Here is a 23,978-nt window from a genome sequence, read left to right on the forward strand (position 1 = left end):
AAGGCCCGACGCCGCATGCTCCTGCTCCTGTCGACGTCCGACACCGACCTGCTCAGCGCCCGTGCCGCGGACGGCCCGGTGGCCTACCGCTTCGCCAACCCCTCCCGGCTCCAGCTCACCGACCTGCCCGCGCTCCTCGAAGGCGCCGACCTGGTCGTCGTACGGCTCCTCGGCGGTATCCGCGCCTGGCAGGAGGGCCTCGATCTGCTCCTGGCGGACGGGCGCCCGGTCGTCGTCCTCACCGGCGAGCAGGCGCCCGACGCCCAGTTGATGGAGGCGTCGACCGTCCCGGTCGGCATCGCCGCCGAGGCCCACGCCTATCTGGCACACGGCGGGCCCGCCAACCTCGGCCAGCTCGCCCGCTTCCTCTCCGACACCGTGCTCCTCACCGGCCACGGCTTCGAGCCCCCGGCAGCCGCGCCCAGCTGGGGCCCGCTGGAACGCACCGCCCGCACCACGGACGGGCCGACCGTCGCGGTGCTCTACTACCGGGCCCACCACATGAGCGGTAACACCGCTTTCGTGGACGCCCTCTGCGAGGCCGTCGAGGACATCGGGGGCCGGGCCCTCCCGCTCTACGTCGCCTCGCTGCGCGCCCCCGAACCGGAGCTGATCGAAACGCTGCGCGCGGCGGACGCCATCGTCACCACCGTGCTGGCCGCCGGCGGGACGAAGCCCGCCCAGGCGTCCGCCGGGGGCGACGACGAGTCGTGGGACGCGGGCGCGCTCACCGCCCTGGACGTCCCCATCCTCCAGGCACTGTGCCTCACGGGTTCACGGGCCGTCTGGGAGGAGAACGACGAGGGTGTGTCGCCGCTGGACGCGGCCAGCCAGATCGCCGTGCCGGAGTTCGACGGCCGGCTCATCACGGTGCCCTTCTCGTTCAAGGAGATCGACCAGGACGGGCTCCCCGCCTACGTCGTCGACCCCGAACGGGCCGCCCGCGTCGCCGGGATCGCCGTGCGCCACGCACGGCTGCGGCACATAGCCCCCGCCGACAAGCGGCTGGCCCTGGTGCTCTCCGCGTACCCCACCAAACACTCCAGGATCGGCAACGCCGTCGGCCTCGACACCCCCGCGAGCGCCGTCGCCCTGCTGCGCCGGCTCCGCGACCAGGGCTACGACTTCGGCCCGCAGGACGTCCCCGGACTCGCGTCGGGCGACGGCGACGAACTGATCCGCGCGCTGATCGAGGCCGGCGGCCACGACCAGGAGTGGCTCACCGACGAGCAGCTCGCCCGCAACCCTGTCCGCATCCCCGCCGCCGACTACCGGCGCTGGTACGCCACGCTCCCCGCCGCGCTGCGCACCGACGTGGAGGAGCACTGGGGCCCGCCGCCCGGCGAGATGTTCCTCGACCGCAGCCGCAATCCCGAGGGCGACATCGTCCTCGCCGCCCTGCGCCACGGCAATCTGCTGGTCCTCATCCAGCCGCCGCGCGGATTCGGCGAGAACCCGATCGCGATCTACCACGACCCCGATCTGCCGCCCTCGCACCACTACTTGGCCGCGTACCGCTGGATCGCCGCCTCCGCCGACGACGGCGGCTTCGGCGCCGACGCCATGATCCACCTCGGCAAGCACGGCAACCTGGAGTGGCTGCCCGGCAAGAACGCAGGCCTGTCCGCCGCGTGCGGTCCCGACGCCGCCCTGGGTGATCTTCCCCTCATCTATCCGTTCCTGGTGAACGACCCGGGCGAGGGCACCCAGGCGAAGCGCCGGGTCCACGCCACGCTGGTCGACCACCTGGTCCCGCCGATGGCCCGCGCCGACTCGTACGGCGACATCGCACGCCTGGAACAACTCCTCGACGAGTACGCCCAGATCGCCTCCATGGACCCGGCGAAACTCCCCGCCATCCGGGCCCAGATCTGGACGCTCATCCAGGCCGCCAAGCTCGACCACGACCTGGGTCTGGAGAACCGGCCCGACGACGAGGGCTTCGACGACTTCATCTTCCACGTCGACGGCTGGCTGTGCGAGATCAAGGACGCGCAGATCCGCGACGGACTGCATGTCCTGGGCAACCCGCCCGCCGGGGCCGACCGGGTCAACCTGGTACTCGCCATCCTGCGCGCCCGCCAGATCTGGGGCGGCACCGCCTCACTGCCGGGCCTGCGCGAGGCACTCGGCCTGGACGAGGCCAACGCCACCCGCACCGCGGCCGACGCGGCCGAGGAACAGGCACGTGTCCTCGTCGAGGCGATGGAAGCGCTGGACTGGGACCCGGAGGCCGCTGTCAAGGTGGCCGACGGCCACCCGCAGGCGGTCGCCGACATCCTCGGCTTCGCGGCCCGCGAGGTCGTCCCGCGGCTGGCCTCCACCACGGACGAGATCGACCACGCCCTGCACGCGCTGAACGGCGGATTCGTCCCGGCCGGGCCCTCCGGCTCCCCGCTGCGCGGCCTGGTCAACGTCCTGCCGACCGGCCGCAACTTCTACTCCGTCGACCCCAAGGCCATTCCGTCCAGGCTCGCCTGGGAGACCGGCCAACTGCTCGCCGACTCGCTCCTGGAGCGCTACCGCACCGACAACGGCGAGTGGCCCACCTCGGTGGGGCTCTCCCTGTGGGGCACCAGCGCGATGCGCACGTCGGGCGACGACGTGGCCGAGGCCCTCGCACTGCTCGGGATCCGCCCGGTCTGGGACGACGCCTCACGCCGGGTCACCGGCCTTGAGCCGGTGCCGCTCGACGAGCTGGGCCGCCCCCGCATCGACGTCACCCTGCGCATCTCGGGCTTCTTCCGTGACGCCTTCCCGCACACCATCGGCCTGCTGGACGACGCGGTACGGCTGGCCGCGTCCCTGGAGGAGCCCGACGGGCAGAACTTCGTACGCGCCCACACCCGGGCCGATCTGGCCGAGCACGGCGACGAACGCCGGGCCACCACCCGGATCTTCGGCTCGCGCCCCGGCACCTACGGCGCGGGCATCCTCCAGCTCATCGACAGCCGCGACTGGCGCACCGACGCGGACCTCGCCGAGGTGTACACGGTGTGGGGCGGCTACGCCTACGGCCGGGAACTGGACGGCCGCCCGGCCCGCGCCGAGATGGAGACCGCGTACAAGCGGATCACGGTCGCCGCGAAGAACACGGACACCCGCGAGCACGACATCGCGGACTCCGACGACTACTTCCAGTACCACGGCGGCATGGTCGCCACCGTCCGGGCGCTGCGCGGGAGCGCCCCCGAGGCGTACATCGGCGACTCCACCCGCCCCGAGACCGTCCGCACCCGCACGCTCGTGGAGGAGACCTCACGGGTCTTCCGCGCACGGGTCGTCAACCCCCGCTGGATCGAGGCGATGCGGCGGCACGGCTACAAGGGAGCCTTCGAACTCGCCGCCACCGTCGACTACCTCTTCGGGTACGACGCCACCACTGGTGTCGTCGCCGACTGGATGTACGACAAGCTCACCGAGACGTACGTACTCGACCCGGTGAACCGCGACTTCCTCCAGCAGGCCAACCCCTGGGCCCTGCACGGGATCGCGGAACGGCTCCTGGAGGCGGAGTCCCGCGGCATGTGGGCCGAGCCGGACCCCGCGACGCTCGAAGCGCTGCGCCAGGTCTACCTGGAGACCGAGGGGAATCTGGAGGGCGAGGACTGACCCGAGCGGTCTCCTCGCGGTGGTCCGCTGCTGTCGGTGCGGCGGTGGGAGCCGGGGCTCTCACCGGCGTTATCGGTAGCTGACCACCCGGGACGGGCAGGTGTGAGATCCGATACCTGCCCCAGGTGGGCGCATTTGCTGCCACCGTCGAGCAGAACCTAGGGTGAGCGAGCCGTGGTGTTCGGGAAGACCGGTGAAAGCCCCCTCGGGGCCTCAGACCGGAGCGGCCCTCGCCACTGTGATCGGGGAGTCTCCGTCCCGTCGAAGCCACTGGCCGTATCGCGGCCGGGAAGGCAGGGCCGGAGGCGAGCGTCAAGCGGACCCGTCAGCCAGGAGACCGGCCACGGCATCTCACGAAGTGATCCACGAGGTGCTGGAGCGTGACCGCATGACCCTGCCCGAATCCGCCGTGTTCGCCTGGCGGCGCGAGGACACCGTACGTACCGCCGGGCTCCTGGGGGTGATAGCAGCCCTCCACGTCGTCGCGTTCGGCGTTCTGTTCCTGCTGGTGGAGCCGGGCCACTACGAGGTCGGGTCCAAGGCGTTCGGGGTCGGACTCGGCATCACCGCGTACACGCTGGGGATGCGGCACGCCTTCGACGCCGACCACATCGCTGCCATCGACAACACCACGCGCAAACTCATGGCGGACGGGAAGCGCCCGGTGTCGGTCGGCTTCTGGTTCGCGCTGGGGCACTCCAGCGTGGTGGTGGCCATGGCGGCGCTGGTCGCCGGGGGAGCCCGGCTCGCGGGAGTCCTCATGAACGAGGGCTCGGACGCCCACCAGGTGCTCGGCGTCGTCGGAACGAGCGTCTCGGGCTCGTTCCTGTACCTCATCGCGGCACTCAACCTGGTTGCTCTCGTGGGCATTCTGCGGGTGTTCAGGGAGATGCGCGCCGGACGTTACGACGAGGCCGAACTCGAAACACACCTGAACTCGCGCGGGTTCATGAACCGCATCCTCGGCCGGTTCACCAAGTCCGTCAGCAGGCCCGGCCAGATGTATCCGCTGGGCTTCCTCTTCGGCCTGGGCTTCGACACCGCGACCGAGGTCACCCTCATGGTGATGGCGGGCAGCGGCGCCGCAGCGGGTCTGCCCTGGTACGCCGTCCTCTGCCTGCCGCTGCTCTTCGCGGCCGGAATGAGTCTCTTCGACACACTCGACGGCACTTTCATGAACTTCGCGTACCAGTGGGCCTTCGCCAACCCGGTGCGCAAGGTGTTCTACAACCTCGCCATCACGGGCCTGTCCATCGCCGTCGCCTTCCTCATCGGCACGATCGAGCTGATCAGTGTGCTGCACGACAAGCTCGCCCTTCAGGACTCGGTGACCGGCTGGATAGCGGGCCTCGACCTCGGGAATGTCGGCTACCTCATCGTCGGACTCTTCGTCGTGGTGTGGGCCGCGGCGCTGGCGTACTGGCATATCGCCAGGGTGGAGGAGAAGTGGGCGGTGCGCGCCGCCGACAGCAGCTGAACGGGCGCCTCCCGCGCGCGGCGGACCGGGGCACTCGGACGCCCCGGTCCCGCCCGGACCGGGAAAACCACGGCGTGTCGCGGACGGGGCGGGCGACGGATTGGCCCGACGGAGTGGAATCGGACGCATGTCGGGCCGTGTCGGCCGGGTGATCGCCGCCGCGTATGGCAGTACGGTGCCATGCAGTCTGAAAATCACATTAATACGCAAGGGCGCCGCCGATTCGTGCGCGCCGCGGTCGGTCTGGGCGCTCTGGCTGTCGGGGGAGTGGTCTCCCGGGTGTACGGCCCCTCCGGTGGCAACGCCGGTTCAGCCGCTGCCGCGCATCCTTCACAGGCACCGGCCGCCGCCCCACCCCCACACCGCGTCCAGCCCCCACCGGCCGCCGGACCACCTGCAGCGGCGGCCGCCCGTCCCCCCACCTACCGGCTACGGCCCTTCGCGGGCGAGACATCCATGGGCGCCCCTTCCCACAACCCGGCGGTCCGCACCCATGCGGTGTACTCGCTGGAGGACAGTGGCCGAAGAATCGCGCTCACCTTCGACGACGGTCCCGACCCCCAGTACACGCCCCAGGTGCTGCGCATCCTGGCCCAGTACAACGTGCAGGCGACGTTCTGCGTCATCGGTGAGAACGCCGTCCAGTACCCGCAGTTGCTGCACGACATCGCGAACGGCGGACACGCCGTCGCCAACCACTCCTGGACCCACCCCCAGCTCACCAAGTTGAAGCCGGCCGCAGCCCGGTCCGAACTCGCCCGGACCAGCGATCTGATCGAGAAGGTGCTCGGCGCTCCGCCCGACTGGGCCCGCGCACCGTACGGCGACTGGAACCCGGTCACCCTCGGGATCTGCGCCGACCTGGGCATGGAACCGCTTGGCTGGTCGGTGGACACCAACGACTGGGCGCGGCCCGGGACGCGCAGCATCACCAACTCCGTGCTGCGCGACGTCAAGGACGGCTCGATCGTGCTCTGCCACGACGGCGGCGGCAACCGGTCCCAGACGGTCGCAGCGGTCAGGAACTACCTGCCCCGGCTGCTCGACAGCGGATTCGTCCCCGTGCGGCCGGAGCTCTGACGTGCACCAGCCGCCCCGGGCCGCCCGCCGGTTCCGGGCGGCGCGGAGCGGCTGGCCGACCCGGCGCAGGAGTTCCGGGTCAGACGATGCTGCAATGTACGTGTGTGCCGCTGTAGCACTTGGCTGTGTGCAGACCGTGGAACCGTGTGTACACCCCTGCACTGACCTTGTGGTAAGGCGCCCACCGCCCGTGCGGGAGCGCCCAGCGGATGTAGTAGTAACTGCTGCTGAAGACGGTGACGGCGTCCATGTCGTCCCAGGTGCCGGTGTTCGTGTGCGGTTGGACGGTCACCTTCTGGCACCGGTAGGAACCATAGTGCGAAGTGCTGTCGTCGTTCCCGTCGTAGTTCCACACTTTGCACTTTGAGCTGCCGTGAGAGAACCGGGCACCACCGAGGTGCCGCCCGGTGTGGTTGTCGATCCAGGCCGGGACGCTTCCGGCGGTCGCCGGAGCCGCGAACGTCAGGGCCGCCATGAGGGCGAGGCCCAGGCTCACTGCGGCAGTTGCGACGGCGCGCGCCGTGCGAACCGCCCTGGGCCGTCCCGTTAGCGTTTTACGGATCATGTGGTTGAACCCCCCGTATCCACGGGACGGATGACGCCGTCCCGCATCGCGTGTCTCAGCCGGTCGGCGCCTTCCGATCGGCACCAGAGAGCTGAGTCGTAAGGTCTGGAGCTGCCTCGGGCCCACGCCTGCCGACCGCTTCCAGAACCTCATCGTGGCCGGACCAGGTCGCCCGCCGCTATGGGTACAAGTACCCATAGACAGAGGAGGGCCCATGTCCCGAGTGTCCGAGCGGGCTTACGAGGAGATGCTGGAACTGGCGGTCGCAGCCCTGCACGAACGACATCACGACAGGTTGTTACCGCTTCTTACCGGCCATCTCCTCCGCTCTCTGGGAGCCGGCCATGCGATCCGCAAAGCCGAGGAATGGAACGATGGTTCCCCGGGCCTCGACGTGTGGACACCCGGCGGGATGAGCGACCGCACCGTCGATGAGGACGCGCAGGCCTGCATCCGGACGGGTTCTCCTTTCACGGACTTCTACCGGTCAACCGGGCAGCTGGTACCCGTCACGGCCCGCAGCATTACGGGCGGACGGGTCTGGCGGAACAGTGAAGCAGCCGCCGTCGCCAGGGAGACCTTCGGCGCGAGCAGCGTTCTGGCGCTCCCGCTGGCAGGCCGGTTCGAACCCATCCACGGGTACCTGGTGTACCGGCAGGAGTCCGAGTTCACTGCGGAGCACCTCGCTTACGCACGGCGGGTGCAACCGCTTCTCTCCGGTGTTGAAAAACAGTGCCGCTATCTCCGGAGGTGGGAAGAGGCGCTGCCCGTCGCTGATCGTGTCGGCGCCCATGAAACCGCCGGAAACGTGCGGCTGACGGCCAGGGAGACCACCGTTCTCCTTCTCCTGGGCGAATCGCTCACCGCTGCCTCCATCGGCAGGCGATTAGGGATGTCCGTCAGTACGGTCCACAAGCACATGGGAAGCATCTACCGGAAGCTGGGCGCCGGCGACCGGCTGTCGGCTGTCTTGCGGGCGCAGCGGTACGGACTTCTGCCGAGCAGCGCCGCGGCCGACAGCGGCCCCGGCGCTTCTTGCACCAACTGCCGCTGCGCACCGGCTGATCAGGACCTTCGGTGAGCGCCGGGTAGTGCCGGGAGCGAGGGTACGCGGAGGGGCGAACGGGCGTGCGCCCCGGGGGAGCGTGCCCCGGTTCAGGATGATTGTTACGCTCTCCTGATGAAATTCGGCGTCAACATACTCAATTTCGGTCCCGGTACCACCCCTGATTCCCTCGTCCAGCAGGCCCTGGACGCAAGGGAGTTGGGCTACTCCTTCGCGATGATCTCCGATCATGTCGCGGTGACCGCTGATGTGCACGAGGCGTATCCGGCCCCCTTCTACGACCAGTTCGTGCTCGCGGCACACCTCGCGGGGCGGGTGCCGGGGCTCACGCTCGGGACGACCGTCACGGTGATCCCCTACCGCCACCCGCTGCACACCGCACGGCTGGCGGCCAACATCGACTGCCTGAACCCCGGAGGCTTCATCCTCGGCGCCGGGACCGGCTGGTCGCGGGCCGAATACGCCGCGCTGGGCGTGCCGTTCACCGAGCGCGGCCGGATCGCGGACGAGTACCTGGCGGCGATCCGCGCCGCCTGGACCGAGGACCCCACCACCTTCCGGGGCGAGTACGTCTCGTACGAGGACGTGCACACCGCGCCGGCCCCGCAGAGCCGTCCCGGCCTCCCCGTCTGGGTGGGCGGCAATTCACCTGCCGCCCTCAGGCGTGCGGCCCGGCTCGGGGAGGGCTGGCACCCCTATCTGGCGACGCTGCCCGCCATGCGTGCGGCGCTGCCGGTGCTCTCCGAAGAGGCGGAGCGTGCGGGACGGGCGGCCCCCGCTCTCGTGCCCCGGCTCCAGATCCGGGTCACCGGGACGAGGATCGACGGCGAGCACCCGGTGGGCCACGGCACACTCGACCAGATCCGCGAGGACCTTGTGGCGCTGGCGGACCTGGGCGCCACTCATCTGCTCCTGGACACGGCGCCCGACTCGCCTGCGCGGCGGGGCACCGCCGAGGAGGACCGCAGGCTCCTTGAGCTCCTCACCGAGAAGGTCCTTGACCCGGTGTCGGGGACCATCCGCTGACGGACAGCGGCGGGTCGGGCGTCGCACGGACGGTGGGCAGTGGCCGCCGGGCGCCGGTCGGGGTCAATTACCCCCGGAAGGTGACCGGTTACTACTGCGCCCGTGGGCTCTGGCCATAGTAAAAGACAGAAACATGGCGAACCCCTTGCGGTGTGATAGCAATCGCTTACATGCTGACGCCCAACCCGCACACCGGCTGTCAGGAGATGACATGCGCACGCCATTCAGCATGGGTACGTCCAGCCCGAGTTCATCGAGTACGGGTCCATCCAGTACGGCTACATCCCGCAGAGGTTCGTCCACGGTTTCGGCCGGCAGAAAGCCGAGGCGCCGTCTCGTCAGGTCGGGCATCGTCCTCGGCGCCACCGCCCTCCTGGCCCTCGGCGCGGCGGGCCAGTCGTGGGCGTCCACCCCCACCTTGCGCTGGACCACGAACGCGCCGACCCCGGTGACCACGCTGACGCTGCCGATGTCCGTGGATTCCGCTCCGGACGCGTCCGGCATCTACTTCGCCTACTACACGACGCTGGAGAGCGGCACCCGGCCGTACGCCGGATTCCAGCCGAAGCCCGTGGACGCGAACGGGCACCACATGCTCCAGGCGGTCTTCAGCTCCTTCAACGCGGACGCCACCACGACGGACACCCACTGCAACTACGGTGCGGACGGCGGCGCCGGAGTGAGCTGCGCGGTCCAGTTCCCCTACACGCCGGGCACCATGTACTCGCTCGTCCTCAAGCGCGCCAGTGTCACCGGCGACACTCAGCTGATGTCGGGAGACGTCGTCCAGACCGCGACCGGCGCTTCCGTGGCGCACATCGGGAGCTTCGGCCTCCCGTCGTCCTCGGGCCGGTTCAAGAACGCCGACCAGGGCTTCATCGAGCCCTACCTCACGGCCGGTTGCAGCCAGCAGGTCACCGTGACCTACGGGAAGCCCGTCGGCACCGAGGCGGGTACTGACTACACGGGGAGCCTCCCCACCGTCAGCGACCCGGCGTCGGGCAGCTGCCTGAGCACCACGTCGAAGACCACCGGGCAAGGCCAGCAGGTCACGGTGGAGGGCAACGCCGCCGCGGCGGCCGGCCGGTAGCGGGAACTCCGGGGGCTGCCACCGCCGGTCGGGCGGTGAGCAGCCCCGGCTGTTCGATTGCCCGCTTCCTCGTCATGCAGCAGGATGCGGGAATGCGTTTCTCGGTCAACATTCCGAACTTCGGTGATTTCGCAGACCCCAGGACCGTGGCCGAAGTGGCCGCAGCCGCCGAACAGGCAGGCTGGGACGGGCTGTTCGTCTGGGACCACGTGGTGCACGACAAGCGCGAGCGGCAGGGCGTGCCCTTCGGGGACCCGTGGATGCTCCTGACCGCTGCGGCGCTGGCGACCACCACACTCAGGCTGGGCACCCTGGTCACCCCGGTCGCCCGGCGCCGCCCGGAGCAGCTTGCCCGCCAGGTGGCCACCCTCGATGCCCTCAGCGGCGGCAGGGTGATCTTCGGTGCGGGGCTCGGCGGTCCGATCGAGGACGAGTACGGAAGTTTCGGCGAGCCGACCGACCCGCGGGTGCTCGCCGGGCGCCTGGACGAAGGCCTGGAGCTGCTGCGGCGCTACTGGTCGGGTACGCCCGTCACGTGCGAAGGACAGCACTACACGGTCCGCGATGTGACCCTGCTGCCCGCCACGGTGCAGCGCCCCCGCCCGCCGGTGTGGATCGGCGGATTCTGGCCCAACCGCCCGCCGATGCGCCGCGCTGCCCGCTGGGACGGCGCGGTTCCCCTCTTCGCATCGGCCAAGCACGGACAGATTCCGCCCGTCGACGAGGTGCGCGAACTGGTCGCCTACCTTCACCGGCTGCGCGCCGACGCCCACGACGCTCCCTTCGAGATCGTCGTGGGCGGCGCGAGCCCCACTGCCGCCGCCAGGGCACATGACGTGATCGGACCGCTCATCGAGGCCGGCGCCACCTGGTGGGACGAACGCCGGCTGCAGACCGGCGAAGGGCTCGACCGGTTCGAGCCGGTCATGCGCCGTATCGAACAGGGGCCACCCGTCTTCTGAGAGCCCGGTCCGGATGACCTGACCGGGTCGCACGTGCCTACTTCACGACGACTGCCCAGCGTGTGTCGCTCAGCCCGGTCCGGATGTGGAGCAGCGCCGTGCTGGTGGACTGCGAGGACGCGACGGCCAGCGGCAGCGACGTACGGAACGACGCGCCCGGCGCGAGGGACGGCACGTTCCAGTACTGCCAGCTGCCGCTGAATCCTGATCCGCCCGTGAACGACTGCATCTGGGTCGCCGCCGTGGTGGAACCCGAGGTGTTGGTGACGGTGACGGGAACGGTGGTGGTACTCCCGCGCGGCACCGTGCAGTTGCCGCTCGGCGGGGTCGCGGTGGCGGTCAGTGGGCCGCTGCTCGGCGTACCGGTGAGGGCACCCATCTCGTACGCGTTCTGCGCCACCCAGTTGCAGGCCGAGGCGTCGTTGGCGGACGGCTCCCAGACGACCGCGCCGTCCGTTTTCGCCTTGAGCTGGTCGATGGTGTAGCCCCAGGTGGTGCCCGACATATAGGCGCCACCCGGGCTGCCGTCCCAACTCGGTGAAATATAAGGGTAGATGGGCTGGCCGGGTGCGAGTGAGTGGTCGTTGGCGACCGCCGCGTCGAGCGTGCTGGTCCACGCGGCATCCGTCTGGGAACTGCCGCGGTAGGCGCGGGGCGCGAAGAAGTCGAGCAGGTCGTTCTGGTGCAACTGCTGGGTGAGGCTGTTGTTGGTGGTCGACGAGTCGTACCCGTACATGCCGACCGGCGCGGACGGCGCGGCCCTGTGGGTCCAGGTGATGAGCTGCTTCCAGAGGTTGAGGGCGTTGGTCGCCGCCTGCCCGGACTCCGCCGTGAGCACGATGTTCTCGAAGTCGAGTACGACCGGGGCGGTGGCGCCGCCGCCGAACTGGCTCGCGCCCATGTACTCCTTGACCTTGCTCTCGTAGGCGGCTTCGGACGGGAGTGCTCCGCCGTTCGAGTAGCACCCGTCGGCGTCGCAGGTCAGCGCGTAATAGTCGTAGACGACCGTGGACTTGACGGCGCCGTACTGCTGGAGGCCGGGTGTGTCCGCGCCGCGCTCATTGGTGAAGACGGTGAAGCCGGAGCTTGCGGAAGCCGTGGGGGCGAGGGCCGTCAGCGCGGCGACGGCGACGGCGAGGGAGGCGGCCGCCCAGCCCCGCCCCCGATTCCGAGGGGCGTTCCTGACGGTAGGTGGGGCGGAGTTGTGCGTTCTTCCGAGGCGCATCCCAGGGGTCCTCTCGCTGCTGCGGGAATCCGGTGTGGATCACCGGAACGGCACTCCCCACCGCTGGAGAAAGCGCTTTCCCGAGGGGAAGGTAGGATCGGCCGGCTCCCGGGGTCAAGGGGTCCGGATGTGTGGGGAGTGTGCAGCACCGTGGCAGCCGCCGGTCAGTGACCGAGGAAGTCCCTTACCCCCTGGGATACTCCGGCGTCCCCCAGCAGGTCATTGTGTTTCAGGCAGCCCGCGTCCGTGTTGACCGCGCCGTCCAGGGCGACGCTGCTGTCCGGGTCGATGACCTCGTCGCACTCCGACCAGAAGGTCGCGTACTTCACCGCGCCCGGTGTCTCGTCACCTGCGGCCAGCTGGTCCTGTACGTACGAGCCCGGCGACATGTCCCGGCACGCCTGGTCCCAGATCACACATGCCCAGGTGAGGTACGTGCCATGGTTCGGCCCTCCCAGGGATACCCAGTGGTCCACCGTGCCGGTGCCGCCGAGGAACTTGACGTACCAGCGGGTGGTCAGGCTGCCGAAGGAGTGCGCGACCAGATCGACCTTCGACGCTCCGGTCGTGCGCAGCACGTTGTTGACGTAGTCGGAGAACTGCCCGGCGAGGACCTCGTTGACGGACTGGTGCGTGTCATAGCCCCAGCTGAACAACTCGTCGTCAGTGTAGCCGTCGGCCTTGAAGTCGCTGATCATGCTGCCCCACACGCCCGGGTCGGCGTTGTAGCCATGCACGAAGATCACAGGGTTGTGCGCCGCCCGTACGGTGGCTCGCTCGGTGGCTCGCTGTGCGGCCAGGGAGGCGGGAGCTGTGCCCCAGATCAGAGCCAGAGCGCCGAGCAGGGCGAGCAGCACGGAGGATCCGCGTCGCATGATGAGTCTCCTACGGGGTGGGGGAGTGCGCGGGAGCGGGCGGGCAGGTGCTGGTGCTGATGTCCCGTCAGGAACGTTTGGACGGAGGGGAATCCTAGACCGCATGGCTGCGTACCACTACCGGTCCGGGCGGTTCACCGTTCCCGGGCCCGTCAGCGGACGTGGGACCCGTCCCTGTTCCGGGACCCGTCCCCGGCGCGGAGTGTGGTGTTCAGCGGATCTTCACAGAGTGCTGGTGGCATGGGTCTAGCTGTGGACGCAGTGAATCCTGCACTCTTGTGCGCGATGCGACGCAATCGCGATCACGTGTGCGCAACTGATTCCTAGGGCGAGGGCAGGCGGATGACACCGATCAGTCGAAGAGGCTTCGTGGCGCTCGGTGCGGGGGCGGTTGCCGGTGCCGTCGTTCCGATGGGCGCGGGGTACCCCGCCGAGGCCGCGAGCCGGGCGGCCGGCGCGACCGGAACGGTCAAGGACGTCAAGCACGTGGTCGTGCTGATGCAGGAGAACCGCAGCTTCGACCACTACTTCGGGCGGCTCAAGGGAGTCCGGGGCTTCGACGACCGCAGCGGTATATCGCTGTCCGGCGGGCAGTCGGTGTTCAACCAGCCGAACGGCCTCGGGCGCCAGTACCCCTGGAAGCTCAGCTCCACCCCGGCGGCCGGCGGGGTCGACGGCGAGACCCTCGCCCAGTGCAACGGCGATCTGCCGCACAGCTGGTCCTCGCAGCACTCCGCCTGGAACAAGGGCCGTCTCGACAGCTGGGTTTCGGGGGTCGGCAATGTCCGTACGCTCGGCTACCTCGACCGCGACGACATGCCCTTCCACTACGCGCTGGCCGACAACTACACCGTGTGCGACGGGTACTTCTCGTCCACTCTCAGCGCGACCGGTCCCAACCGCACCTACCTCTGGAGCGGCAAGGTCGACTCCTCCAGCAGCGACGGTGGCGACGAGTCCGGGCTGACCTGGGAGACCTACGCCGAGGCGTTGCAGCGCGCCGGGGTGAGCTGGAAGCTCTACCAGAACGCCGATGACAACTTCGGTGACAACGGCCTCGCGTACTTCACCAAGTTCACCGGGGCCGCTCCGGGCGACCCGCTCCACGACCGGGGCATGGCCTCCGTACCGGCCACCACCGGCTCCACCCCCGACGACATCGCAGCGGCCATCAAGGCCGACGTCGTGGCGGGCACGCTCCCGCAGGTGTCGTGGGTGGTCCCCAATCAGGGGTTCTCCGAGCACCCGTACGCCCCGCCGGGCGACGGCGCACACTTCGTCAACCTGGTCTACCAGGCACTCGCAGCCGACCAGGATGTGTTCGACTCGACGGTCCTCTTCCTCAACTACGACGAGAACGACGGCTTCTTCGACCACGTACCCCCGCCGTCACCGCCGGCCGACGAGCCGGGCGAGTTCCTGAACGGGGTCCCGTACGGGCTCGGCTTCCGCGTGCCGATGGTCGTGATGTCGCCCTGGACCCGGGGCGGCTGGGTGTCGTCGGAGGTCTTCGACCACACCTCGGTGCTCCGCTTCCTGGAGACCTGGACCACGGCTCTCGGCACCCCGGCCACCTGCCCGAACATCAGCGCCTGGCGGCGCAGGGTCACCGGCGACCTCACGGGGGTCTTCGACTTCGGCGCACCGGTGTACGGAGTGCCTTCCGGTCTCCCGTCCACCGCGAAGGTGATCGGGATCGACAGCTGTACGTCGCTGCCGAACCCGGCTCCGCAGACCAACGCCCTTCCCGCGCAGGAGAGCGGCACCCGTCCGGCCCGTGCGATTCCGTACCAGCCGAACGCCAATCTGGACCGGCTGGAATTCGATGCGGCCGGAAAGATCCTCGCCTGGTTCGGCATGTCCAACGAGGGCGCCCCGGCGAAGAGCGCCGCGCACTTCTCCATCCACCCCAACGCCTACCGGTCGACGGAACCGTGGCAGTACACCGTCGACCCGGGGGGCACGGCGACCGACTACTTCAACATCGGCGCGGGGTACGGATCAGGCAAGTACGACTTCACACTGATGGGACCGAACCGCTTCCAGCGCCGGTTCGCCGGCGACGCGTCGAAGGCCGGGAAGGCCGTGGAGGTGGCCGCCAAGTACGCAGCGGCGCCGGACACCGGCAAGCAGGCCATCTGGTTCACCTTCACCAACACGTCATCGGCGGCAGTCAAGTTCACCGTCAAGGCGGCCAATTACCGCTCGGACGGGCCGTGGACCTACACGGTGGCAGCGGGCGGCACCGCCGAGGACTACTTCAACGCGGTGGCCCTGTCGAAGGGCTGGTACGACTTCACCGTCACGGCCGACTGCGACTCCACCTGGTCCCGCCGGTACACCGGCCACATCGAGACCGGGGCGCCGAGCGTCAGCGGCTGACCGCGATGCGGTGGCTCACGAACGGCTGCGCGGCACTGCGGTGCTGCGGCGCCGCAGTTTGCGGTGAAAGGGCGTTCGTGGGCTGCCGCCGGGCCGGTCCGGTACGGCCGGTCAGCCCGTGGGCCGGTTGCGCAGGGCGAAGTCGAGGCTGTCCAGCGCATAGGCCCAGGAGGCGTCGGCGTCACGCGGGGTGTGGCTGAAGCCGCCCACCCGCTCCAGGCTCACGTACCCGTGGAATGTGCTGTGCAGGAACCGCACCGCGTCGGTCTCGTCGGGCTCCGGCAGGTTGTAGGCGCGCAGGAGTGCCCGGGTCATCTGCGACTGCCGGGGAGCCGCGCTGTTGAGGGCGGCCTCCTTGTCGAGTTCGAACTGGGCCGCGGTGTAGCGGCCGGGATGCGCCTTCGCGTAATCCCGGTAGGCGTTGGCGAACGCCACCAGTGCGTCCTTGCCCGCGCGCCCGGCCAGCGCGGCGCCCGCCGCGTCGGCCAGTTCCTCCAGGGCCAGCAGCGCCACCCGCATCTTCAGCTCGCGGGCGTTGCGAATGTGCGCGTACAGGCTCGGGTCCTTGACGCCGAGCCTGCGCGCGATCGCCGAGAGGGTCAGATTGTCGAAGCCGATCTCGTCCGCGAGCTCCGCCGCCGTCCTGGTGAGGCGTTCCGGGGTGATGCCCAGTCGTGCCATGCGTCCTCCGTGAGCTTGCGGGCTAATGAAATAAAGAGTTTGCCTAAACATATTAGGCCAGCTAGCGTCGGCTGATGTGAGACACCTCAGTGAGACCGACATCCGTAACTCGTTCGTGAACTGTTCCAAAGGCGAGGCCACGCGTCTGAACATCCCCAGGGATCTGGAAGAGCTCCCGTGGGACGACCTCGACTTCCTCGGCTGGCGCGACCCCGGGGCCCCCGACCGCGCCTATCTCGTCGCCGAGGACGACGGCCGCCTGCTCGGCCTCGTGCTGCGCGCACCGACCGGGGCCAGCCGGGGCTTCACCTCCCGCAGCATGTGCTCGCTGTGTCTCACGACCCACACCAGCGGCCGTGTGGTGCTGATGACCGCACGCCGCCCCGGTGAGGCCGGCCGCCAGGGCAACACCGTAGGCCAGTACCTCTGCACCGATCTGGCCTGCTCGCTCTATGTCCGGGGCAAGAAGCCGGCCGGCGCCGGTTGGGCGTTCAAGGAGACCCTGTCCGTGGACGAGAAGGTCGCCCGGACCCGTAACAATGTGATGGCCTTCATCGAGAACGTGATCGCGTGAGCGCGGCAGCAACTCCCTGGCCCGGCAATGGACTTGCGATAGGCTCCGCCCGTGACTGACATCGGAGGACAGGACCGCCCGGAACCGCCGCTCGCCGGTGACGAGGCCGCTGCCCTCCTGGGTTCCCTGGAGCGCCAGCGCGCGACGCTGGCGTGGAAGTGCGGCGGGCTGGACGCGGCAGGCATGCGGGCCACGGTCGGTGTCTCGTCCGTGACGCTGGGCGGGCTCCTCAAGCACATGGCGAACGTCGAGGACACCCATGTCGTCCGGCTCCTGCTCGCGCAGCCGGCGGGGGCCCCGTGGTCCACGGTGGACTGGGACGCCGAGCCCGACTGGGAGTGGACGTCGGCCGCCCAGGACAGCCCCGAGGAGCTGATGGCTCTCTGGGAGAGCGCCGTAGCCCGCTCGCGCTCCCTCGTGGCCGATGCGCTCACCCGCGGCGGTCCGGAACAGCTCGGCCGCTTCACCACCTCCGCGGGCGAGTCGCCCAACCTGCGGCGGATCCTGCTGGACCTGATCGAGGAGTACGCCCGCCACATCGGCCACGCCGACCTCATCAGGGAGTCGGTGGACGGCCTCGTGGGGGAGTGACTCGCCGGGGGCCGTTGCTCCTACGACCGTTGCTCTGACGACCCGTTGCTCTGACGGCTATCTCCTTGACGACCGCCCCGGCGACTCCGGGTTTCCGCCTGCCGCCCTGCCCCGCGGGCAAGCCGGCCCCTTCTGACGCCGCGCCGCGGGGCCGCGCACCGCGCCCGTTCCAGGCCCCGGGCGGGCTGCCGTCCCGGCGGCTGCCTGGCCGCCGCGCGCCCCCGGGCCAGGCTCATGCCGTCCGGGTTCATGCCCGCGGTGTGCCGTGTGCGGTAGCCGGATTACCGGAGGTGTGAGGCGTGTGCTGCGGCTTCCGGGGTGCCGTGCGCCGGGGCCCGCTCATGTTTCCGTGAAGTTACGCCACCACCGGACCGTCCCGCGGCGCTCTGGCCAGGGGGTGGGCGCCGTGGCCGAGGTGTTCCGCCGCCCCCGCTCCGACCAGCCGAATCCCGTATGTCGGAAGGCTTGTTCCGCTTCTTGGCATGGTTCTAGGGTCGGGCCACCCGGCGCGGTCGACCTCGTACGCCGGTGATTTCCGGCTCCGTCACGTGCGCGGCACACCCGCTGCTGCCCGTGCGCGGATGCCTCTGGAGCAATGGGCAGTCGGATACGGACGGAAAGCAGGCGAGCGGGTTGGCGAACGACGAGCGGCGGGATCCCTCCAACGGGGACCAGCGGAATCCCTCCCATGGGGATCAGCGGAATGCCTCCGACGAGGGTGGGCGGAATCCAGTACGGGAACCGTCCGGCGGGCAGCAGCAGGGCCGGGGGCCGGTCACCGGGCGGGGCGGGGGCCAGGACGGTGTCGGGCGGCGCGGATTCCTCGCCGGGGTCGGACTGACCGGCGCGGGCGGGCTCCTCGGGGCGTCCATGGCCGCCGGTCCGAGCGCCTCCGCGGAACCTCGCGGGAACACCCCGGCCGGAGGCACGGCCCACGCGGCCCCCGCCGCGGCACACAGCACGGATTCCCGGGGCGGCGACACACGCACGTTCCGGCCCGACCAGCTCTCGGGCAAGCGCATGCTGCTCGTACCCGAACTGCTGCTCCTCGCGGACGGGCCGGTACGGGGACAGGCCGTCCTGGTGGAGTCCGGGAAATTCCGGGAGACAGGTCCGGCCGAGCGGCTCATCGCCGCCCACCACGACCTGCACCCCGTCCGTCTCGACGGGCACCTTCTGATGCCGGGCTTCATCGACGCCCACCACCATCTGACCCAGAGCTTCGGCAAGGCCAAGTCGTTCGGACAGCCTTCGGAGATCTTCAAGACGATCTGGGAACCGCTGGAGCACGCGCTGGACGAGGACACCGCCTACCTCTCGGCGAAACTGGCCGCGCTGGAAGCGCTGCGCGGCGGTTTCACCACCGTCGCCGACGCGGGGACCCGGGCCCCGGTCGATGTCGCGGCGCTGGCCAAGGGCACCGAGGAAGCCGGGATCCGCTGTGTGCTCTCCAAGATCGTCTCCGATGGGAAGGGTGGCCCCGCGCACCTCGGGCGGTGGGGCGGCCACCCGCTGATCCACCCCTCCCTGGCCATCGCAGTCCCCGAGGACGCGACGGCCGCGGTCATCAAGAAGACCGCGGACATGTGCGCGGAAGCCGGTGCGGTGTTCCAGATCCATGTCAACGAACATCTCGCCTCCGTGGAACGCTCGTTGAAGAGCGTGGGCCGCCGCCCCATCGACTATCTGCACCACATCGGCGCACTCGGCCCGCACCTCCTCGGTGCGCACGCCACACTGACCACCCCCACCGAGATGCGTCAGCTCGCGGACTCCGGATCGGCCGTCAGCTACAACCCGGTGGCCAGCGCCTGGAAGGGCAACGCCGTCGCACAGGCCACCATGATGGCCGCCATGGACGTGCGGTTCGGTACGGGAACCGACGGCACCCGTGGCGACGGGTTCCGGCTCGTCGACGCGGCGGAGTCCGCGCAGCGGCTGACGTCAGGACTGGCGACGGGAGACTCCTCGTGCGGCGCCGGACGGCTCTGGCTCGACCACGCCACCAGGCTGAGCGCCGACGCCGTCGGGCTGAGCAAGGTGACCGGTGAGATCGCCGTCGGCAAGGCAGCCGACTTCCTCGTCGTGGACGTGAACGTCCCCGAACTCACCCCGTCCTTCGACCTTCGCTGGGAGCTGGTCCGCCTCTCGAACCGGGACCAGATCACCGCGGTCGTCGTGGACGGCCGGCTGCGCCTGTGGGACGGCTGGCCGCAGGACTGGGACGGCCGCGCGCTGGTGGCCAGGGCCGCCGAGGTGGGCCCCCAGGTGGTACGCCGCGCCAAGCTGCAGCGGGTCAAACCGACATAGGGGGAGGGGGCCCGGGGCCGCGCGACGGTCTCCACCGGTCCCGGTCCCGGCCCCAGCGGTGCGTGCTGGTGGCGGGGCCGGGACCTGCCAGACCGGTCAGCCGGAGTGGCGCAGCGTGATGTGCGGTTCGAAGGCGTCCAGGAGCAGTTCCCGCATGCGCTCCACCGGCATCTCCGCACTGCCCGACAGCATCTGGATCGCCAGCCCGTCAACCAGGCTGGTGAAACGGCTGGTCAGAGCTTCGGGGTCGGCGTCGGGGGCCAGGCCCTCGCGCTGGCAGTGCCGGATGAGGCCGAGCACGGTCCCGCGCCAGCGCGAGTAGGCAGCCCGCTGTGCCTCGCGCAGCGAGGGCTCCAGCATGGCGGCCGTCCACGACTGGATCCACACCGACCACTCGTCGATGTCCTCCCTGCTGCTGGGCAGTTGGACCTCGACCAGCCTGCGCAGCATCTCCACCGGGTCGCCGACCTGCTCGAACTCGCTCTGCAACCGGGCGTGCAGCCGGTCGGCGCAGTAGCTCAGCGCGGCCCGCAGTGCGCCGTTCTTCGCCGGGAAGTGGTAGTGCACGGTGCCGGTACTGGTGCCGCACTCCCGGGCGATGTCGGCGACCCGTACGGCGTGGATGCCCCGGCGGGCGATCAGCCGCGCGGTGGCTTCGAGGATCTGGACACGGCGTACATCGGCGTCCAGCGACTCGGCCCGCCGCCGTGCGCCCCCCGCGGCGGCACGCGCCAGGGCCGCAGGCTCGCGGCCGCTGCCCGTCGCCAGATACCGCACCGGCACCTTGCCGACCCGGGCGATGGCGGCGAGCTCGTGGTCCTGGAGCCTGCGGGTGCCGCGCAGCGCCTTCGACAGCGCTGTGGGGTCCATCCCGATGAGACCGGCGAACTCGCGCTGGCTGACGTCGGCGGCGAGCACCACCCGGCGCGCCCGGTCGGCCGCCGTCTCCGGGGGCCGGTCAGGTTCCTGGGCCCGGGAGCCGGCCGGATTCGCGGTTGTCTGAGTCTCCTTCGCCATGGCGGGCCCCATTATGCTCGACCGGCCGCACCCGGCGGAATGCCGGGCCGGGACGTCAGCCGTGCTTCTCCGCGAGGACGGCGGTGGGAACGGCGATGGCCCCCGCGATCTCGTCGGCGGCGCGGTATCCGGACGCGATGGCCCCGTCGATGTAGCCGTTCCAGACCGTCGCGGTCTCGGTTCCGGCCCAGTGCACGGCGCCGGTCGGCTCCCGCCAGCCGTGCTCCCCGTAGCCGCTCCAGCCGCCGGGGGCCACGTACGCCGCGTAGCCGCCCCGGGCGAACTCGTCGTCCTCCCACAGGGTTTCGGTGTAGTCGACCGGCCGCTCCGCACGCTCGCCCACCACGGCGCGGAGGCTGCCGAGTACGGTCCTGCGGCGCTGCTCCTCGTCCATCCCGGCCCAGGAACCGGCCCGGTCCCCGTAGACGAAGGCCACGAGGACACCCGCCGACCCGTCCTCGGGGGAGTTGTCGAAGACGACGCCGACCGGCAGCGAACCGTAGAGCGTCGCGATGCCGGACAGACCGTCCGCCCGCCAGAACGGTTCGGAGTACACAGCATGGATCTTGGCCACCCGCCCCATGGGGCTGTGCGCGATCCAGCCCGAGCGGGGCTCCGGAAGCGCGGGGCTGAAAGTGATCGAGCGGGCCGCCGGCGGTGGCAGGGCCACGACCGCGCGGCGGGCCTCCACGACCGCACCGGCAGCGGTACGCACCCGGACTCCGGACCCGTGCTGCTCCACACCGCACACCCGCTCGCCCAGCCGGATCCGGTCGCCGAGCAGCTCCGCGACGGCGCGCGCCGGCCCGGCCGCGCCCGTGGCGAACCGCCGGTCCTGGGCGCAGCCCCCGGTCTCCATGAGCTGCTCGTAACTCCCCGCGGCCCGGATGTAGAACAGCACGTGGAACAGTGAGATCTCGCGCGGTTCGGCACACCACACGCCCTGTACGGCGAGGGCCAGGCGGACCAGGGCGTCCGGGTCCGCGGTCTGTTCGCGGAAGAACGACTCTGCGCTCAGACCGTCCCACTCCGTGAAGTGCGGTGTCAGCCAGGGCTGTTCGGGGTCGACGGTCAGTGCCAGCTCGTCCAGCAGTGCGGTGATCCGGAGGTACTCGGCGATTCCGGGGCCCGAGGCCGGTGCGGCGCCCGCATATCCGACGCGTGCCCCGTCGTGCCAGACCTCGATGTGCTGTCCGGTCTCCCAGGTGGGGAAGGTCCGGCAGCCGAAGCGTTCGGCCAGCGCCAGCAGGCGCTTCTGCGTCGGGCCCACCCACTGGCCACCGTGGTCCACCACGGGGCCCGATGGCCGCTCCTCGCTCAGCACCCGGCCGCCGACGCGGGAGGAGGCTTCGAGTACGACGACGCCGAGGCCCTGCTCGTGCAGTCGGAGCGCGGCGCTGAGCCCCGCGTAGCCGGCGCCGATGACGACGGCGTCCGTCATCACGGGCCGGGCCACGCCCGGGTCGTCCGGCGCGCGTTCGTCCGGGGCGCGGTGCGCCGGGGTGGGTGGGGCCGATGCAGGGGCCGGCATGGGTGCCGACGTGGGATCGGTCTGTGCGGGCTCGGACTGCGCGGGTTCGGTCTGTGACCTCATGGGGGAGAGCGTGGAGCAAGACTGAACTGTCAGTCAACCATTGCGATCAACTTTGTCCGCACCCCTTGACGGAGGTTCCGGCATCAGCAATGGTGACGCACCAATCAGTATTGCGACTCCGTACTCAGCGACCCTGCACCCCACGACCCCGCACTCCACGACTCCACCACTGCCGCGAAGGCCCGCCCCGGGTGCTCCTGCGCGCTGTACATCCCGGCCGGCCCTCCACTCCGTGAGCAAGAGGAGCATCCATGGCAACCACCGAGCAGACCGAGCCGACCGGCTCGGCCGAAGTCCAGTCCAAGGGGCTGCGGCCCGGGGCACTGGGCATGGTCACCAGCCTGATCCTGGCGACGGCATCGGCCGCCCCCGCCTACAGTCTTGCCGCGACGCTGGCCTTCGTCGTCGCGGCCGTCGGCTTCCAGGCGCCGGCGGTCGTGGTGCTGGCCTTCGTACCGATCCTGTTCGTGTCCTTCGGCTACGCGGCGCTCAACCGCTCCGACCCCGACTGCGGAACGATCTTCACCTGGGCCAGCCGCTCGCTGGGCCCGCGCACCGGTTTCATGGGCGGCTGGGCGATCATCGCCTCGTTCGTCCTGGTCATGGGAAGCCTCGCGCAGGTGGCCGGCCAGTACGTGTTCCTGCTGTTCGGTGCGCACGGCATCGGCGAGGACCCGTCGAACCCCTGGGTGCTGGCCGTCGGCCTGGGCTGGATCGCCCTGATGACCGCAGTCTGCTACCGGGGCATCGAGGTCGCGGCCGCCGTCCAGCGGGCGCTGCTCTTCCTGGAGTTCGCCATGCTGGTGGTGTTCTCCGTCGTCGCGCTCGTCCGTGTCTACACCGGCCACGCGGGCGCCGGCGCCCGGCATCCGCAGCTGTCGTGGCTCGACCCGTTCGCGATCTCCTCACCGAGCGCCTTCGCCAGTGGCCTGGTGCTGATGCTGTTCATCTACTGGGGCTGGGAGACCGCTCTCACGGTCAACGAGGAGACTGCCGACCGCCGTCGGACGCCGGGCCGGGCCGCCACCCTGTCGACCCTGCTGCTGCTGGCGCTCTACCTCGGGGCCACGTACGCGACCGTCTCGTTCGCCGGTATCGGCACGACCGGCAACGGCCTGGCCAATCCCGACCACTCGGGCGACGTCTTCTCCGCCCTCGGCGGAGCCGTGTTCGGCACCACCGGCTTCGGCTCGGTGATGTGGCACCTCATGGTCCTGATGGTGCTGTCCTCGGCTGCCGCGTCGACCGAGACGACCGTACTCACCCTCGGGCGCACCATGCTGGCCATGGCGAGGCACCGGGCGCTGCCCGGCTCACTCGGCACCGTGCACCCCCGCTTCTCCGTCCCGAAGGCCGGGACGATCGCCACCGGTGTGGCCGGCGGAGTGGTCTACCTGGCGATGAACTTCCTGGCCCACGGGCATGTGATCGGCGACGCCGTCTCCTCCTGCGGGCTGATGATCGCCCTCTACTACGGCCTCACCGGGATCACCTCCGCCTGGGCCCACCGGCGTGCGGTCCGCCGGAGCGCCGGCGAACTGTGGCTGCGGGTGGTCCTGCCGGCCATCGGCGGGCTGACCCTCGTGGCAGCCGGGGTCTGGAGCCTGCGCAATGACTGGGACCCGGACTCCGGCGGCACCTCCTGGACGCTTCCGTTCGCACCGCACTGGCATATCGGCGGTGTCTTCCTGATCGGTGTCGGCGCACTGGCGGTGGGCCTCGTGGTGATGCTCGTCCAGCAGCGCCGCGCGCCGTCCTTCTTCGCCGCCAAGCTGTCGGCTCCCACGCTGACGGAGGCCATGGACGAGCCCTCGCCGGCCGCCGCCGGACGCAACTGACCGCCCGTCCCTT

At 70.3% G+C, this 23,978-nt stretch carries 18 protein-coding genes and 1 riboswitch; of the genes, 12 read left to right on the forward strand and 6 right to left on the reverse strand.

The genetic code is table 11. From position 1 onward, the window contains the following. The first annotated feature begins 15 nt into the window (after positions 1–15). The 3 genes from cobN (at position 16) to OG385_RS32630 (ending at position 6,169) form a co-directional block, all read left to right on the forward strand. Positions 16–3,612, forward strand: a complete 3,597-nt coding sequence (gene cobN, locus OG385_RS32620; protein ID WP_266860327.1) for a cobaltochelatase subunit CobN — start codon at positions 16–18, stop codon at positions 3,610–3,612. A gap of 158 nt (positions 3,613–3,770) precedes the next feature. After that, positions 3,771–3,973: riboswitch (cobalamin riboswitch) on the forward strand. Between the two features lie 27 nt (positions 3,974–4,000). Beyond that, the gene (locus OG385_RS32625) at positions 4,001–5,089 is read left to right on the forward strand and encodes a HoxN/HupN/NixA family nickel/cobalt transporter (protein WP_266860328.1); all 1,089 of its coding nucleotides are present in this window, start codon (positions 4,001–4,003) and stop codon (positions 5,087–5,089) included. Between the two features lie 456 nt (positions 5,090–5,545). Then, positions 5,546–6,169, forward strand: a complete 624-nt coding sequence (locus OG385_RS32630) for a polysaccharide deacetylase family protein (RefSeq protein WP_266860329.1) — start codon at positions 5,546–5,548, stop codon at positions 6,167–6,169. A 79-nt stretch (positions 6,170–6,248) separates the two neighbouring features. Here OG385_RS32630 and OG385_RS32635 read toward each other — a convergent pair whose 3' ends face one another. Then, positions 6,249–6,665 (reverse strand): hypothetical protein, encoded by a 417-nt coding sequence (locus OG385_RS32635; protein WP_266860330.1) that lies wholly within the window; start codon positions 6,663–6,665, stop codon positions 6,249–6,251. 292 nt (positions 6,666–6,957) lie between these two features. Between OG385_RS32635 and OG385_RS32640 the strand changes: the two genes are divergently transcribed. From OG385_RS32640 to OG385_RS32655, 4 genes are all read left to right on the forward strand, one after another. After that, a complete protein-coding gene (locus tag OG385_RS32640; RefSeq protein ID WP_266860332.1) occupies positions 6,958–7,815 on the forward strand; it encodes a LuxR C-terminal-related transcriptional regulator in 858 nt (285 codons plus the stop codon). 99 nt (positions 7,816–7,914) lie between these two features. After that, positions 7,915–8,826: a TIGR03619 family F420-dependent LLM class oxidoreductase gene (locus OG385_RS32645; RefSeq protein ID WP_266860334.1), complete on the forward strand. Its 912-nt coding sequence runs from the start codon at positions 7,915–7,917 to the stop codon at positions 8,824–8,826. A gap of 211 nt (positions 8,827–9,037) precedes the next feature. Beyond that, a complete protein-coding gene (locus OG385_RS32650; protein WP_266860336.1) occupies positions 9,038–9,916 on the forward strand; it encodes a hypothetical protein in 879 nt (292 codons plus the stop codon). 92 nt (positions 9,917–10,008) lie between these two features. After that, on the forward strand, positions 10,009–10,878 hold the full coding sequence (locus OG385_RS32655; protein ID WP_266860338.1) for an LLM class flavin-dependent oxidoreductase: 870 nt from the start codon (positions 10,009–10,011) through the stop codon (positions 10,876–10,878). 37 nt (positions 10,879–10,915) lie between these two features. Here OG385_RS32655 and OG385_RS32660 read toward each other — a convergent pair whose 3' ends face one another. Together OG385_RS32660 and OG385_RS32665 are read right to left on the reverse strand one after the other, a co-directional pair. Continuing rightward, positions 10,916–12,103, reverse strand: coding sequence for a hypothetical protein (locus OG385_RS32660; protein ID WP_266860340.1), 1,188 nt, complete (start codon positions 12,101–12,103; stop codon positions 10,916–10,918). A gap of 164 nt (positions 12,104–12,267) precedes the next feature. Further along, positions 12,268–12,978, reverse strand: a complete 711-nt coding sequence (locus tag OG385_RS32665) for a triacylglycerol lipase (RefSeq protein WP_266860342.1) — start codon at positions 12,976–12,978, stop codon at positions 12,268–12,270. A gap of 342 nt (positions 12,979–13,320) precedes the next feature. On the opposite strand from OG385_RS32665, the gene OG385_RS32670 reads away from it, so the two are divergent. After that, positions 13,321–15,360: a phosphocholine-specific phospholipase C gene (locus OG385_RS32670; protein WP_266860344.1), complete on the forward strand. Its 2,040-nt coding sequence runs from the start codon at positions 13,321–13,323 to the stop codon at positions 15,358–15,360. A gap of 111 nt (positions 15,361–15,471) precedes the next feature. On the opposite strand, the gene OG385_RS32675 is transcribed toward OG385_RS32670, so the two are convergent. Then, entirely contained in the window at positions 15,472–16,041 is a 570-nt protein-coding gene (locus OG385_RS32675) for a TetR/AcrR family transcriptional regulator (protein ID WP_266860345.1), read from the reverse strand. Between the two features lie 76 nt (positions 16,042–16,117). Here OG385_RS32675 and OG385_RS32680 point away from each other — a divergent pair, with 76 nt between their 5' ends. The 3 genes from OG385_RS32680 (at position 16,118) to OG385_RS32690 (ending at position 19,516) form a co-directional block, all read left to right on the forward strand. Next, complete coding sequence (locus OG385_RS32680) at positions 16,118–16,615, forward strand: FBP domain-containing protein (protein WP_266860346.1); 498 nt, start codon at positions 16,118–16,120, stop codon at positions 16,613–16,615. A gap of 51 nt (positions 16,616–16,666) precedes the next feature. Next, the gene (locus OG385_RS32685) at positions 16,667–17,206 is read left to right on the forward strand and encodes a DUF664 domain-containing protein (RefSeq protein ID WP_266860348.1); all 540 of its coding nucleotides are present in this window, start codon (positions 16,667–16,669) and stop codon (positions 17,204–17,206) included. A 1,020-nt stretch (positions 17,207–18,226) separates the two neighbouring features. Next, the gene (locus OG385_RS32690) at positions 18,227–19,516 is read left to right on the forward strand and encodes an amidohydrolase family protein (protein ID WP_266861307.1); all 1,290 of its coding nucleotides are present in this window, start codon (positions 18,227–18,229) and stop codon (positions 19,514–19,516) included. A 96-nt stretch (positions 19,517–19,612) separates the two neighbouring features. Here OG385_RS32690 and OG385_RS32695 read toward each other — a convergent pair whose 3' ends face one another. Together OG385_RS32695 and OG385_RS32700 are read right to left on the reverse strand one after the other, a co-directional pair. Beyond that, the gene (locus OG385_RS32695; protein ID WP_266860350.1) at positions 19,613–20,533 is read right to left on the reverse strand and encodes a TetR/AcrR family transcriptional regulator; all 921 of its coding nucleotides are present in this window, start codon (positions 20,531–20,533) and stop codon (positions 19,613–19,615) included. Between the two features lie 55 nt (positions 20,534–20,588). After that, positions 20,589–22,127 carry an FAD-dependent oxidoreductase gene (locus tag OG385_RS32700; protein WP_266860352.1) on the reverse strand — a complete coding sequence of 513 codons (1,539 nt, stop codon included), beginning with the start codon at positions 22,125–22,127 and terminating at the stop codon, positions 20,589–20,591. A gap of 251 nt (positions 22,128–22,378) precedes the next feature. On the opposite strand from OG385_RS32700, the gene OG385_RS32705 reads away from it, so the two are divergent. Beyond that, positions 22,379–23,965: an APC family permease gene (locus OG385_RS32705; RefSeq protein WP_266860354.1), complete on the forward strand. Its 1,587-nt coding sequence runs from the start codon at positions 22,379–22,381 to the stop codon at positions 23,963–23,965. Positions 23,966–23,978 lie beyond the last annotated feature (13 nt).

It is taken from the genome of Streptomyces sp. NBC_01306, assembly GCF_026340465.1.
In the GTDB taxonomy this organism is placed as follows: Bacteria; Actinomycetota; Actinomycetes; order Streptomycetales; family Streptomycetaceae; genus Streptomyces.

Coding starts and splice junctions, on each gene's coding strand:
- OG385_RS32705 (WP_266860354.1), top strand. CDS start 22,379: ATGGCAACCACCGAGCAGACCGAGCCGACCGGCTCGGCCGAAGTCCAG.
- OG385_RS32675 (WP_266860345.1), bottom strand. CDS start 16,041: ATGGCACGACTGGGCATCACCCCGGAACGCCTCACCAGGACGGCGGCG.
- cobN (WP_266860327.1), top strand. CDS start 16: ATGCTCCTGCTCCTGTCGACGTCCGACACCGACCTGCTCAGCGCCCGT.
- OG385_RS32645 (WP_266860334.1), top strand. CDS start 7,915: ATGAAATTCGGCGTCAACATACTCAATTTCGGTCCCGGTACCACCCCT.
- OG385_RS32700 (WP_266860352.1), bottom strand. CDS start 22,127: ATGAGGTCACAGACCGAACCCGCGCAGTCCGAGCCCGCACAGACCGAT.
- OG385_RS32695 (WP_266860350.1), bottom strand. CDS start 20,533: ATGGCGAAGGAGACTCAGACAACCGCGAATCCGGCCGGCTCCCGGGCC.
- OG385_RS32655 (WP_266860338.1), top strand. CDS start 10,009: ATGCGTTTCTCGGTCAACATTCCGAACTTCGGTGATTTCGCAGACCCC.
- OG385_RS32670 (WP_266860344.1), top strand. CDS start 13,321: ATGACACCGATCAGTCGAAGAGGCTTCGTGGCGCTCGGTGCGGGGGCG.
- OG385_RS32690 (WP_266861307.1), top strand. CDS start 18,227: ATGCTGCTCGTACCCGAACTGCTGCTCCTCGCGGACGGGCCGGTACGG.
- OG385_RS32650 (WP_266860336.1), top strand. CDS start 9,038: ATGCGCACGCCATTCAGCATGGGTACGTCCAGCCCGAGTTCATCGAGT.
- OG385_RS32660 (WP_266860340.1), bottom strand. CDS start 12,103: ATGCGCCTCGGAAGAACGCACAACTCCGCCCCACCTACCGTCAGGAAC.
- OG385_RS32665 (WP_266860342.1), bottom strand. CDS start 12,978: ATGCGACGCGGATCCTCCGTGCTGCTCGCCCTGCTCGGCGCTCTGGCT.
- OG385_RS32625 (WP_266860328.1), top strand. CDS start 4,001: ATGACCCTGCCCGAATCCGCCGTGTTCGCCTGGCGGCGCGAGGACACC.
- OG385_RS32630 (WP_266860329.1), top strand. CDS start 5,546: ATGGGCGCCCCTTCCCACAACCCGGCGGTCCGCACCCATGCGGTGTAC.